At 44.0% G+C, this 14,086-nt stretch carries 8 protein-coding genes; 6 read left to right on the forward strand and 2 right to left on the reverse strand.

Going from position 1 to position 14,086, the window contains the following annotated elements:
- From ACILP5_RS01965 to ACILP5_RS01990, 6 genes are all read left to right on the forward strand, one after another.
- The coding region (locus ACILP5_RS01965) for a VCBS repeat-containing protein (RefSeq protein WP_395616971.1) at window positions 1–3,135 on the forward strand (3,135 nt) is incomplete at its 5' end.
- 1 nt (window position 3,136) lies between these two features.
- Window positions 3,137–4,612: an FG-GAP repeat domain-containing protein gene (locus ACILP5_RS01970; RefSeq protein WP_395616972.1), complete on the forward strand. Its 1,476-nt coding sequence runs from the start codon at window positions 3,137–3,139 to the stop codon at window positions 4,610–4,612.
- On the forward strand, window positions 4,609–7,122 hold the full coding sequence (locus ACILP5_RS01975) for a carboxypeptidase-like regulatory domain-containing protein (protein WP_395616973.1): 2,514 nt from the start codon (window positions 4,609–4,611) through the stop codon (window positions 7,120–7,122). Before ACILP5_RS01970 ends, ACILP5_RS01975 begins: the two co-directional genes overlap by 4 nt.
- Window positions 7,122–8,183, forward strand: coding sequence for a DUF4249 domain-containing protein (locus ACILP5_RS01980; RefSeq protein WP_395616974.1), 1,062 nt, complete (start codon window positions 7,122–7,124; stop codon window positions 8,181–8,183). The genes ACILP5_RS01975 and ACILP5_RS01980 overlap by 1 nt, the downstream gene beginning before the upstream one ends.
- Window positions 8,184–8,247: 64 nt before the next feature.
- A complete protein-coding gene (locus ACILP5_RS01985) occupies window positions 8,248–10,035 on the forward strand; it encodes an acyl-CoA dehydrogenase (RefSeq protein ID WP_395616975.1) in 1,788 nt (595 codons plus the stop codon).
- Window positions 10,036–10,041: 6 nt separating this feature from the next.
- Complete coding sequence (locus ACILP5_RS01990; RefSeq protein ID WP_395616976.1) at window positions 10,042–11,985, forward strand: M1 family metallopeptidase; 1,944 nt, start codon at window positions 10,042–10,044, stop codon at window positions 11,983–11,985.
- Window positions 11,986–12,019: 34 nt separating this feature from the next.
- On the opposite strand, the gene ACILP5_RS01995 is transcribed toward ACILP5_RS01990, so the two are convergent.
- Entirely contained in the window at window positions 12,020–12,877 is an 858-nt protein-coding gene (locus ACILP5_RS01995; protein WP_395616977.1) for a prephenate dehydrogenase, read from the reverse strand.
- A complete protein-coding gene (locus ACILP5_RS02000; protein ID WP_395616978.1) occupies window positions 12,864–14,042 on the reverse strand; it encodes a pyridoxal phosphate-dependent aminotransferase in 1,179 nt (392 codons plus the stop codon). The genes ACILP5_RS01995 and ACILP5_RS02000 overlap by 14 nt, the downstream gene beginning before the upstream one ends.
- Window positions 14,043–14,086 lie beyond the last annotated feature (44 nt).

The following is a 14,086-nucleotide window of genomic DNA, read 5'->3' on the forward strand; positions in this document are numbered from 1 at the left end:
TACCTCTATTTCTATAACGGTGGTGGGGTTTCTGCGGGAGACATCAACAATGATGGTTTAGTAGATTTATTTTTTGTATCCAATCAAGGAAAGAACAAATTGTATTTGAACAAAGGGGAGATGCAATTTGAAGATATCTCCGAAAAAGCGGGGGTCGAAGGCTTCTCCGACTGGAAAACCGGTGTAACAATGGCCGACGTAAACGCAGATGGTTACTTAGATATCTATGTATGTGCGGTAGGAAACTACAAAGGTTTAGAGGGATCGAACGAATTATATATCAACAACGGTGATAATACATTCACCGAGAAGTCGAATGAATATGGGTTAGACTTTACAGGTTTCTCCACGCAAGCGGCCTTCTTCGATTACGATAAAGACGGTGATTTAGATTGCTATTTATTGAATCACGCCGTACACAACACGCGTTCTTATGACCGCGTAAATACACGTTCATTAAAGGATAACGAGGCGGGTGATTATTTATACCGCAATGACAATGGAAAATTTGTTGATATCTCCAAAGAGTCAGGCATCTACCAAGCGGCCATGGGCTACGGTCTAGGCATTTCGGTGGCAGACATTAATAATGATGGCTGGTTAGATATCTACGTGAGCAATGACTTTCACGAGGATGATTATTATTACATCAATCAAAAAGACGGCACCTACAAAGAGGGCATTCGAGATCACTTCAAGCACTTAAGTCGTTTCTCAATGGGCTCAGATGTGGCCGATATCAATAACGATGGATTCCAAGATGTGATGACTTTGGATATGTATCCGGATGACGAAAAAGTGGAGAAATCGTCGGTGGGAGAGGATCCTTTGGACATCTATATGTACAAATTACAGTTCGGTTATTTCAATCAATACTCGAGAAACTGCCTTCAGTTGAATATGGGAGGCCAAAAATTCTCCGACATCGCTGCCTCTTCAGGGGTTGCCGCGACGGACTGGAGCTGGAGCACCTTGATGAATGATTATGATGGGGATGGAATTAAAGACATCTTCGTTTCGAATGGTATTTTACGTCGTCCTAACGACTTGGATTATTTGAAATTCGTGATCGGTGATTCACTGCATTATGGCTTGCCTACCTCAGAGAAATTAGACCAAGAGGCGATTGATTTGATGCCGGATGGACGTGTTCATAATTATATTTTCAAAGGAGCTAAGGATTTACGTTTCGTCGACAAATCGTTGAACTGGGGCTTTGAGGACAAAGGTGTTTCGAACGGATCTACCTATGCCGATTTAGATAACGACGGGGACTTAGACTTAGTGACGAATAACTTAAACGAGAAGGCGGGTGTCTACCAAAACAACAGCCGTCAATTATTAAAGCACAACTTCGTTAAAATCAAATTCAAAGGAGATGGAGGCAATACGTTTGGTGTAGGTGCTAAAGTCATCTTGAAAACAAAGGATGGTCAGCAATTGCAGCAGATGATGCCTACACGTGGCTTTATGAGCTCGGTGGAGCCTACTTTGTTATTTGGAATTGGTGATTTACAGCAGGTGGATGAGATGCTGGTGATTTGGGAAAATGAGAAGATGCAGATCGTGAAAAACCCGAAGATCAATACCACACTCACGATGGAGCAGAAAAATGCAAACGTGAATGTGAAGGATTATCAATTCTCAGCACCTGTGAAGCCTCTTTTTGAGGAGGTGACTGCGGGCGTGAGCTTGCCATATCTGCACCAGGAGAATGTTTATTTCGACTTCAATCGGGAGCTCTTAATTCCGTTCAAAGTATCTATCGAAGGGCCTAAAATCGCGGTAGGGGATGTGAACGGCGATGGATTAGAAGATGTTTATTTAAGCGGAGCGAAATACCAGGCAGGGCAATTATTGCTGCAGAAGGGCGCTGGATTTGTGGTATCCAATCAGCCGGTCTTCAAAGCAGATTCCTTGTATGAAGACGTGGATGCCTTGTTCTTCGATGCAGATGGAGATAAAGACTTAGACCTGTATGTGGTGACTGGTGGAAATGAATTTTATGACCAAATGCAAGAGCAATTTGATCGCCTGTATACAAATGATGGGAAAGGTAATTTCACCAGAGCATTGAATGCTTTACCTCCCATGTACGATAACAAATCGGTAGTTCGTCCATGTGATATCGATCGCGATGGAGATGCCGATCTATTCGTAGGTGGTCGTGTAGTTGGGTATTCCTATGGCGCAACGCCTCGTTCCTACCTATTAGTAAATGATGGTAAAGGACACTTTAAAGATATGACGGTCGCTTTAGCTCCAGAATTGCGGGAGGCAGGGATGTTGACAGAGGCGATTTGGACCGATATTGATCAAGATGGAGATGCGGATTTAACCGTCGTGGGAGATTGGATGCCGATCAAAACCTTTGAAAATAATAAGGGTAAATTCAAGCTTATTGAGAATGGTTTAGAGGAGAAGACTGGTTTCTGGTCCGGAATTACGGCGGCGGATTTTGACAAAGATGGAGATATGGATTTCATCGTTGGAAATCTAGGGACGAACACGAAACTGCGCAAAGAACTTGGTGGTCAATTGCGTATGCAGATCAAGGACTTCGATAAAAACGATACGAAAGAGCATATCATTGCTTATAGTCGCGGCAAGGATTGGTTCCCTATCAACAGTAAGGATGAGATGGGAAAACAGATTCCAAGTGTCATCAATAAGAAGTATACGGCTTACCATATGTTCGCGGGTAAGACGGTGGAAGAAATTTTTGGAGATAAGGAATTAGAGGGGGCAGACGAGAAACGTGTCAATATGTTCGAGTCAGTTTACCTAGAAAACCAAGGAAACAAAACCTTTAAAATGGTCGCACTTCCTGCCCTGGCACAAGTATCTAAAATCATGGTATTACGTACGGAAGATGTGGACAAGGACGGGAACTTAGATGTTATCGTAGGAGGAAACTTTAACGGTGCTTCGATGTACCAGGCCCGTTATGATGCGTTTTTTGGCCTCATCCTGAAAGGAAATGGCAAAGGTGGATTTAATCCGTTAATTCCAACGGATACTGGATTGATGTTAGAGGGTGATATTCGCGATATAAAGCAGGTGAAAACTACAGCTGGAATTTTGTACCTAGTGGCTCGAAATAACGATAAACTGCAGGTATTTAAGAAATTATAGCATGCGGACACTGCTGGCTCTTGCCCTTTTCACGGTATTCTCTTATGAGTTTCCAAGTTGCTCGAACAAAGCGGCGGAAGGGAAAGAGTTAGCAAAAACCTATTGTTCCTCTTGCCATCTGCTTCCAGATCCAGCTATGTTGCCTAAAAATGTGTGGCAATACAGCACCCTTCCTTACATGGGAATCATGATGGGGGTGGACAAGGAGATCGGTATGCTGGAGAAACCGCTTTCCGATTATACGATTCTAGGACCAGGATCGCAGCTGATTCCGGATGAGGATTGGGAGAAAATCAAGGCTTATTATCTGGAGGAGGCACCTAAGACCTTGGAGATGCCGGCTTACATTCCTTTAAAAACCCAAACGATTTTTGAGGCAGAACCTGTCGTTGCCACCTTGCCGGGGACCACTTTGCCGAACATGACGGCTGTTCGAATTGATACACGTCGCAATCAAATCATTGCGGGCGACCAATCTAATCGGGTGATTTGGAAATGGGATTTAGGTGGCAAATTACTGGATACAAAGACGAATCAGGATGCCTTGACAGCTATTACTGCTTCAGGTTCAGAGACATTATATACCTTCATCGGGACAACGACTCAAGCAAATCCGGACGTGAATGGTTTTGTGAGCAATGCCGCTTCGGGGAAAAAGTTGATTCAAGGCTTAAATCGACCTATTGCTTTGGTTTCTGCGAATGTAGATGGCGAAGCGGGTGATGAATTGATTAGTTCCGAGTTTGGATTTAAGGAAGGGGGAATGGCCATTTGGAAGCTCGAAAAAGGGGTGTATAAAAAACACCTTTTGAATCCTCAAACGGGTGCGACTAAGGCTATCGTACGTGATTTTACGGGGGACGGGAAACCGGATATCTTGGCGCTTTTTGCGCAAGGGGACGAACGTATTTTGCTCTTTGAGAATGAGGGAGGATTGAAATTTAAAGAAAAGCAGCTGTTGCGTTTTCCTTCCATATATGGGTCCTCGTCCTTTGATATAGCGGATATTGATGGAGACAAAGACTTCGATATCGTATACTCCGCTGGAGATAATGCCGATTTTACGACTGTCTTGAAGCCCTACCATGGGGTATATGTTTTCGAAAATACGGGGGGATTGAAATTCAAACAGAAAGCATTCTTCTCTCAAAATGGGGCCACCAAAGTGATGCCAGCCGACTTCGATGGCGATGGCGATCCGGATCTAATTTCAATAGCTTTGTTCCCCGACGTGGCGGGTAGACCCGGCGAGGGGGCTATGTATTTTGAAAATAAAAAAGGGACTTTTGTTCCAATGACTTTACCGATTGAACATTTAGGTCGCTGGTCCGTGATGGATATAGCGGATCTAGATGGGGACGGGGATTTAGATGTGGCGCTGGGATCTCATGCGGTGGCTAAATTCCCACAAGGAGGATTCGATCCTCAATGGAAGCAGGCAAAAGGACTGCTCATCTTACGAAATAAAACTAAATGAAATTAGGCCTACGCGTATTGATTTTACTTCTACTATGTGGCCCACTTTTGCACGCGCAACGCAAAGGCTATGTGATTTTCTCTGGAACGATTGTAGATACGGAAAATAAGGCACCTATCGTGGGAGCCTCTGTCTTTTTCTCTGGTTCTTCCGAGGGTGGAACGACCGATTCTTTAGGTCAATTTACAGTGACTATCGCGGCACGTTCCTACCAAGTAATCGCCAGAAGTCTAGGGTATAAATACAAGACTTTTCGGTTAGATTTATCTAAAAACACCCAAACTACCATCGAATTAGAGCGCTCTGAGCAGTTATTAGGCGAGGTAGTCATTACGGCAGAGAAGGCAGATGCGAATGTGAACCGGACAATGATGGGCGTGGAGAAAATGTCTTCGAAGACCTTGAAAAAATTGCCCACGCTAATGGGAGAGGCCGATGTGATTCGCAGTATCTTATTGCTTCCTGGCGTGTCGACGGTGGGAGAAGGTGCCTCTGGATTCAATGTGCGAGGTGGAAATGTCGATCAAAATTTAGTTCTTTTGGATGGAGTCCCCTTGTTTAATACGTCTCACTTGTTTGGATTTTTTACGGGATTTAATGCCGATATGGTGCAGGATTTAAGTTTGTACAAGGGAGGCATACCTTCGATGTATGGAGGTCGCGCCTCATCGGTTTTGGATGTGCGAGTGAAGGAAGGGGATTTCGAAAAATGGTCATTGCAGGGCGGTGTGGGCCCTATTTCATCCCATATTTTAGTGGATGGCCCCCTTGTGAAAGGTAAGACCTCCTTGATTGTAGGTGCACGAGGTTCGATTTCGGATTTCTATATGCAGTATTTCCCAGACCCTAATTTAGCGAAGAGTCGGGCAAATTTTTACGATGTCAACTTTAAGCTGACACATCGTTTTGGGAAGAATCAGCGTATTTCCTTGTCTGGATATGCGAGTAATGACGGATTCAAATTTGCCCAGGATACCTTGTATTCCTGGAATACGAAGGTGATCAGCTTTAAACACAATGCGTTGTTGAGGGGGAATATATCCCATAATTTTACTGCTTTTTACAGCGATTATACCTATGGTATTGAAGGCCAAAAACAGGACTTGGAATTTCTTTGGAAACCCTCTATCATCCAAACATCTGTTAAAGAAGAACTAAGTAAAGACCTCGGTAATGCGGGACGCTTAGATCTGGGAGCTGAAATTTCAAACTTCAGTAATGATGCTGGTAGTTTTCTTCCTAATTCTGCCAGTTCTACCGTTGATAAGTTTGCGATGTCGACGGAGTACACTCGGGAAATGGCAGCTTACGTAGGGCACAGTTTGCCACTGGGTAAAAGGTTAAGTTTCGATTATGGTTTGCGTTACGCTTACTATCAGTTGCTAGGTCCGGGCGAATTTTACCAGTATAAATTAGGGACGCCGCGGGAAATCAATACGATCACGGATACCTTACGAGCAGGCTCGAATGAGGTGGTGGCAAGCTACGGAGGTTTTGAGCCTCGTTTATCTTTTGCCATTAAATTAGATACGAGTTTCTCGATTAAAATCGGCTTCAACCGAATGCAGCAATTCCGCCATTTATTATCGAATACGATGGCTGTTTCCCCTTCGGATATTTGGAAAAATTCGAATCAACAAATTCCACCCCAAATCGCTGATCAATATTCCATTGGTTTCTTTAAAAACTTCACGAATGCCTCTAATGCCGTTTTCGAGACCTCTGTCGAGATGTATTATAAGAATTTAACTAATGTGGTAGATTATGTGGATGGGGCACAATTGTATTTGAATCCGACGGTCGAAACCCAATTACTAGTGGGGAAAGGCATGGCCTATGGAGCGGAATTCTTTCTGAAAAAAGCGCGAGGAAAGCGCTTGACCGGTTGGGTATCTTATACTTATTCTCGCACATTTAGAACGATTCAAGCAAACGAGAATCAGAAAGAAGCGAATTTTGGGATTCAATTTCCAGCGAATTTTGATACGCCACATACGTTTAAATTTGTGTTAAATAATCGCTGGACAAACCGCATTTCCTTTAACGCAAACTTTACCTACACCACGGGTCGCCCGATTACCTACCCGAACGGACGTTACAAGATTTACTCCTTTAACGATCTCTATGATTATGCCAAAGCGACTGGGATTTTTCCTAGACCAGGTTTGGACAAATCCTCATATACCTACAATGGGACGACCTATACTTTTTTACAGCCAAAAGATGTCAATGAATTACTCGATGGTTATTCCACCGCCTCTTTCACCTTACGAAATGCAGAACGCATTCCAGATTACATTCGATTAGATGTGGGAATAACCATAGATCCTAAGCCAGGGAAACGCTGGCAGGGAAGCTGGAACTTCTCGATTTATAATTTATTAAGTCGCCAAAACGCTTATTCCGTTTATTTCCGCTCTTCCACCGGCGAAATCAACCAAGCAAAAACCTATCAACTTTCTGTTTTAGGCGCTGCGATACCATCGATCACCTATAACTTCAAATTCTAATGAGACACCTACTTATCCTTTTTTGTGCCTTGTTTCTTTTGAGTTCTTGTGAAACGGAGATCGAGGATTTTGAAACCCAAAACCTGAGTTCAGCCATCGTCGTCTATGGTGAAATTTCGACTATTGACGGGCCTTATAATGTGCGTCTGAATTACGTTAGTGGTTATTCTCCCTATGATATCACTCAGTTTTCTGGTCAGCCCATCACGAATGCCAATGTGCGAATCATCGATGGAAATGGGAAAGAAACAGCTTATTATGAGAAAAGCGAAGGCTATTATTTGAGTCCTGCGGGCTTTAAAGGTGTCGTAGGCCAAAAATACAAATTACGCATACGCCTCCAGGATGGCAAGATCATCGAATCGGCCTATTCAACTATAAATCCAGCCCCCGAACTAGCTGAATTCTCCTACACTTTTAAGGACGCGGCTAAAGTAGAAAATATGCGGTTCCCCTTGAAGGCGAGTATAAAAGACACAAAGGATGTGGAGAATTATTACTTCATCAAGCGTCAAGATTTTAGACAATTCTTATTGACCTGTCCTACTCCGCCCCCACCTCCAGCACCAGTACCTGCTTGCAATTGTTTATGTTGGCAAGCACCGCAAAATACCCAGCCTTATTTAGTTGATGATTTTTTGCGAAATGGAAAGGATTTATCCCTCGATTTAGGGCAATTACCTTACGAGGATTTTACAGAATGGGTCGTGCAATTAGATGCCTATTCTGTTTCTAAAGAGGCTTATACCTATTGGAAGCGCTTAGAAGATCAACGCAAGTTGAGTGGGGGCATTTTTGATAAAGTTCCTGCTCAAATCATAGGTAATTTAAAATGCACCAGCGATCCATCACAAGAGGTTTTGGGCTTTTTTATGGTGGGTGGCTTAACGCAAAAGCGGCTAAATGTAGATCGCTTTAATGGTATTCCTGTAGAGGCGTATCAGAAATTATTGTTTTATGTAGATTTCAATAATATCCGTCGAAAAGACATCCCACTTTGGAATTGCAAAGACGCCGCTTTCATCAAATATAACCTGGGATATTCTTTGCCTCCTTTATAAAACTAGTATGCTTGCATAATAAATTTTTTCTCTGCAAATTTGTTCCAACTTAAACGTTATAACAATGGCAAAAGAATACGACCGTCGCAACCTTGACTTTATTTTAAACGAAGTTTTTGATACAGCTTCACTGTGTAATTATCCTCGTTACGCAGATTATACCCCAGACATGTTTACTATGGTATTAGACTCAGCAGAAGCCATTGCTGAGAAATACTTACGTCCTATCTACGTGGATTCAGATCGCAAAGCGGCTGAATTAGTGGATGGTACGGTTCAAGTTCATCCAGGTATTGAGCCCTACATTAAGGAGATGGGTGAGTCTGGAATGATCGGTTGTACGTTTGATTTAGAACACGGAGGTCAGCAAGTACCTTCGATGATCGGTGGCGCCCACGAGTTTATTCGCGGTGCAGCACATAATTCAGCCGTGATGTTTACGGGTTTATCTCATGGGGCGGCACATTTGATTGCTTCATTTGGTTCAAAAGAATTAGCTGACACCTATGTTCCTAATATGCTTTCCGGCAAGTGGACAGGCACGATGTGTTTAACAGAGCCTCAAGCAGGAAGTTCCTTGAATGATGCCTCTACCTCTGCGAAGGATTTAGGAGACGGAACCTATGCGATTAAAGGACAAAAAATATTTATTTCAGGAGGGGATAATCACTTCTCAGAAAATATCATTCACTTAGTTTTAGCTCGTTTAGAAGGAGCTCCTGCGGGAACGAAAGGGATTTCCCTTTTCGTAGTTCCTAAGAAGCGTATCGAAAATGGCACTTTAGTGAATAACGAAGTAATCTCTTTAGGCGTTTATCATAAGATGGGCCAAAAAGCCACGCCAGCCCTTCACCTTTCTTTTGGGGATAAAGGAAACTCGATTGGTTACCTAGTGGGCGAACCGAACAAAGGTTTGTCTTATATGTTCCAAATGATGAACGAAGCGCGCTTAGGTGTGGGTATGGGTGGAGCTTACATCGCTTCAGCTGCTTACCATGCTTCTAAGCAATATGCAAACGAGCGTGCCCAAGGTCGTTTATTAACAAACAAAGATCCGAACACGCCACCTACCTTAATTAAAAATCACCCAGACGTACAACGTATGTTGTATTTCCAAAAAGCCATCGTAGAAGGTTCCATGGGTCTATTGTTCCAGTGCTTTATGTGGGATGACTTAGCGAAGAGCTTAGAGGGCGAAGAGAAAAAAGAAGCCCAAATGATGCTTGATTTGATGACAACGGTAGCGAAAACGTATCCAGCAGAGATGGGAACGCTAGCTGTAAATCAAGGCTTGCAAGTATTAGGCGGTTATGGATACACAGAAGATTTCCCATTAGAGCAAATGGCGCGCGACGTGCGGATTATGTCCATCTATGAAGGAACGACCGGTATTCATGGTTTGACTTTATTAGGTCGCGGTATTCCAGCTAATAATGGAGCTGCTTTACAGACCTTGGGTAAATTAGTTTACGCTGATATTGCTGTAGCAAAAGGCCACGAGAGTATCGCAAAGTATGCGGGTATTTTAGAGAAGGAATTAGAGAATCTGACGAAAGTGACGATGCATAAATTAGGCTTTGCGATGAAAGGTGAAATCGACATATTCTTAGCGGATTCAACGCTATATATGGAGCTTTTCGGTCTCATCACCGTAGCTTGGCAATGGTTAAAGCAAGGTCACGTAGCGGCTGCTGCCTTAGCGAAAGGTGGTTTAAGCGCGGAGGACGAAGCTTTCTACAAGGACAAGATTCACACGATGAAGTTCTTCTACCACTACGAAGTACCTAAGGCTTTAGGTTTGTCTACTCGTTTGATGGATGAGGAAGTTTTGACTATTTTTGACAACAAATAAGAAAATATGTTTAAAAAACTGGTATTCATGGGCCTATTGGCCTTGATTTCGACAGCAGCGAACGCACAAAGCAAGTATTCTGCGTACGAATTATTTCATCCCTTATGGAACTACGGACCTGTTTCCTCAGCGCGTTCAGCGGCGGGTGTTCCAGGACCAGGTTATTGGCAGAATTCGGCAGACTATAAGATTGCCGTTTCGCTTGATGATGTGGCGAACAAAATCACAGGGGATGTGGAGATTACCTACAAGAATAATTCTCCGGATAAATTGCCTTTCTTGTGGTTGCAATTAGATCAAAATAGCTTCAATACGCAATCTCGCGGAGGCAAGACGACACCAATCTCAGGTGGACGTTTTGGTAATTTAGCTTTCGAAGGTGGTTACAAAATCGAAAGCGTAACGATCGATGGTAAGCCAGCTAACTTCATTGTGGAAGACACGAGAATGCAGATTCGTTTAGCGGCACCTTTGGCAGAAAAAGTAGGAACAGCGAAAATTAAAATCGCTTATTCCTTCACCTCTCCGGAGAACGCTTCGGATAGAATGGGAATTCAGCAAACAAAAAATGGCGCGATCTATACGGTTGCGCAGTGGTTCCCACGCGTTTGTGTCTATGATGATATCGAAGGATGGAATGTGCTGCCTTATTTAGGGGCTGGTGAATTCTATTTAGAGTATGGAAATTTTGAGTATTCGATTAATGCACCGGCTTCACACATTGTGGTGGGTTCTGGTGAATTATTGAATCCTACCGAAGTGTACACGGCTGATCAGGTGAAGAAATGGGCTGCGGCTGCAAACTCTGAAACGACGGTGGTGATTCGTTCCGCAGCGGAAATTACAGACCCGGCTTCTCGTCCTGCGAAAGACCGTTTGACTTGGAAGTTTAAGTGCGCTAATGCCCGTGACGTGGCATTTGCTTCATCAAAAGCGTTTATCTTGGACGCTTGCCGTATCAATTTGCCTAGTGGCAAGAAATCGATGGCAGTTTCTGTTTATCCAGTAGAATCAGATGGTAAAGATGCCTGGGCACGTTCGACGGAATATGTGAAAGCATCCATTGAGCATTATTCAAATTGGTTATATGAATACACCTACCCAGTAGCTACGAATGTAGCGGGTATCGTTTCAGGAATGGAATACCCAGGAATTATTTTCTGTGGTTACAGAGATAAGACAGCTTCTTTATGGGGCGTGACGGACCACGAATTTGGCCATAACTGGTTCCCAATGATTGTTGGTTCGAATGAGCGGAAGTTTGCCTGGATGGATGAAGGATTTAATACCTTCATTAACTTCTATTCGACAGATGCATTTAACAAAGGAGAATACAAGAACCGTAAATTTGATATGCACGCGATTGCGAAGTCGATGTTCCGCGAAACGGCAGATCCGATTATGTCGATTCCAGATGTGATCCAAACACGTAATTTAGGCTGGGAGGCGTATAATAAGCCCGGTTTTGGCTTACGTATCTTGCGCGAGCATATTTTAGGCGCGGATCGTTTTGATTATGCTTTGAAGAATTACATTAATAAATGGGCTTTCAAACACCCTACACCGATGGACTTCTTCCGCGCGATGGAAGACGGAGCTGGTGAGGATTTAGGTTGGTTCTGGAGAGCTTGGTTCTATGAACTTTGGAGACTAGATCAATCCGTGAAAGACGTGGATTATGTAGAGCAAGATCCTGCCAAAGGAGCAGTGATTACGATCGAAAACTTAGACAAGATGGCGATGCCAGCTGTGGTTGAAGTGGAATTAACAAGTGGTGAAAAAGAACGCTTTACGTTCCCGGTGGAGATTTGGCAACGAGGCTCTAGCTGGACGTTCCGCACTTCGACGAAGCTTCCGATTAAATCGGTGGTAGTTGATCCGGATCATTCCTTCCCGGATATGGATTCTAAAAATAATACGTGGAAGCCGCTGAGTATTCGCTCTAGATAATTAAAAAGCCCTTGCAATTCGCAAGGGCTTTTTTTTATCCTTTTAAGATTCGTCCGATATCATTCGCCTTTCCTAATTCCTGCTTCAGCTTTTCGTAGCTACCTGAAAGCATCAAGCCTTTGTATTTCAACAGGGTGTTGATGTATTCGTCCAACACGTCGAGCAGGTTCTCTTGGTTTTGGTGGAAAATCTGGCTCCAGGTTTCTGGGGAAGATTTCGCGAGACGCACAGTGGATTCAAAACCGGTGGAGGCTAGTTCGAAAATTCGGGATTCGTCTTTTTCTTTCTCTAAAACCGTGTTCGCAAGGGCGAAGGAACAGATATGGGAGATGTGTGAAATGTAGGCAGTGTGCACATCGTGCTCGATGGAACCCATGTAAATCAAGTTCATCCCTAAACCACGGCGGTATAAATCTTCAATCAAATCAAGTGCGCTAGGGTCGCTAAGCTCTTTGTCGCAAATCACCCCCCGCTTACCTACAAAAAGCCCTTGAACGGCTGCCTCGGGTCCGGAGAATTCGGTTCCGGCCATCGGGTGGGTAGAAACGAATTGGGCGCGTTTGGGGTGGTTTTTCAAAGCCTCGAAAACGGGGCTTTTAGTGGAACCTACCTCGATAATAGTTTGGCCGGGTTTTAGCGCGTCTAGAACGGATGGGATCAGAGCTACCAAAAGGTCAACCGGAATCGCGCAGATAAATACTTCCACTTGGTCGATGGCCTCTTGCCAGGTAGCGATGCGGTCTACTAGTCCTAAGGCTATCGCTTTTTTCTGGTGCTCAGGATTCGTGTCGATACCCACGATTTCGGAGGCCCAGCCAGACTTACGTAAGCCTAATGCGATGGATCCACCGATTAATCCGATACCGATAATGCCTACTTTATGAGATGCCATTGCTGTGATTTTTGATGCGAGCTATCGCTTGTGAGAAAACGGATTCTTGGGCACAAAGGGAGATGCGAATATACTCGTCTCCCTGCGTTCCAAAGATTCCGCCCGGCGTAATAAACACCGCATTTTCGTCTAAAATTTTATCTGAAAGCACATAGCCGGAGGCGAATTCAGCCGGGATTTTGGCCCAAACAAACATCCCTGACTGTGCCGGATCATAAACGCAGTTAATTAAGTCTAAGAGTTCGAAAACCAGCTTTTGACGCGAACGGTAAATGCGATTCTGATTCGCAAACCATTCTGAATCCGCAGATAGTGCTTTCACCGCAGCTTGTTGCAGCGGCAAGAACATCCCCGAATCCATATTCGATTTGAATTTCAACACGGGCGCTAGGAATTCAGCCTTCCCAAAAGCCGCCCCAATTCTCCATCCCGCCATATTGTGGGACTTCGAAAGAGAATTTAATTCGATGGCCACGTCCTGCATTTCGGGAATGGAGAGCATGCTCAATGGCTGCTCGTTCAATATAAAACTATAGGGATTGTCATTGACCAAAAGAATCGAATGACGAAGCGCGAAATCACGTAATTCTGTGAAGAATTCTTTGGTTGCCTGCGCTCCCGTAGGCATGTGCGGGTAGTTCACCCACATGATTTTGACTTTCGTTAAATCGCGCTTTTCTAAAGCCTTTAAATCAGGTAACCAGCCATTGGAAGCGGATAATTCATAGTTTTCCACCGTAGCACCTGCTAGGGAACAAGCAGCAGAATAGGTAGGGTAGCCCGGATTAGGAATTAGAGTTACATCGCCTTTTTCTAAATAGGCCATGGCGATGTGCATGATGCCTTCTTTGGAACCAATCAATGGTAAAATCTCCGAAGCCGGGTTTACAGTTACTCCATAATGAATAGCATAAAAAGCAGCGAATGCCTCGCGCAAAGCCGGAATACCTTGGTAACCTTGGTAGGCGTGGTTCGAAGGGTTTGCCGCGCTCTCGGTCAAAGCCGTGATCGTTTCATCAGACGGTGCTAGGTCAGGGGAACCGATACCTAGATTAATAATAGGTACACCGGATTCCTTCAAAGCCGCGATCTGCTTCAATTTCTTAGAGAAATAGTATTCCTCCACACTGTTTAAGCGGCTCGCCGCTGTGATTTGAAAGCTCATAAAACAAAAAACCGACATAAAGTCGGTTGATATAATTGACAAAA

The organism is Aquirufa sp. (assembly GCF_044239315.1).
Lineage (GTDB): Bacteria > Bacteroidota > Bacteroidia > Cytophagales > Spirosomataceae > Aquirufa.